The following is a 512-nucleotide window of genomic DNA, read 5'->3' as shown; positions in this document are numbered from 1 at the left end:
AGCAGGGGGATGAATTCGCCGCGGACATCCTTGACCAGATAGTCCGCCGCGCCGGCCTTCAGCGCGGTGACGGCGATCGCCGAATCCTGCGAGGCGGTGACGAACACCACCGGCGGCGTATCCGGGATCTTGAGGATCTGCTCCAGCGTCTCCAGCCCGTCGAGGCCGGGCATGTACTGGTCGAGCGCGACGACGTCGATGCCGCCCTGGGCGAGCCGGTCGAGGCCTTCCTGACCGCTCGCGGCATGCACGACCTTGTAGCCCGCGCGCGTCAGCCTGCGGTCGACCAGGCGCGCCAGCGCCGCGTCGTCGTCGATATAGAGCAGTGTCGGCGTTGCGCTGGTCATATCGAGGCTGGCGGCACCTGAATCACGGAAAAGAACAGGCCAAGCTGGCGGATGGCGTTGGCGAAGCTTTCGTAGTTCACCGGCTTGGTGGTGTCGACGTTGCAACCGAGTTCGTAGCAACGCTTGATCTCCTGACTGTCGTCGGTGGTGGTCAGCACGACCACC

At 65.4% G+C, this 512-nt stretch carries 1 protein-coding gene; it reads right to left on the bottom strand.

Annotation, left to right across the window (positions count from 1 at the left end; all coding sequences use genetic code 11):
• Positions 1–347: response regulator (locus D1012_RS22270; RefSeq protein WP_147335798.1), on the bottom strand; the 347-nt coding region annotated here is incomplete at its 3' end.
• Between the last annotated feature and the right edge of the window lie 165 nt (positions 348–512).

Source organism: Pseudotabrizicola alkalilacus (genome assembly GCF_003443995.1).
Classification (GTDB): domain Bacteria; phylum Pseudomonadota; class Alphaproteobacteria; order Rhodobacterales; family Rhodobacteraceae; genus Pseudotabrizicola; species Pseudotabrizicola alkalilacus.
The sequence above is the reverse complement of the archived record's forward strand: the minus strand, read 5'-3'. Positions and strand labels throughout refer to the sequence as shown.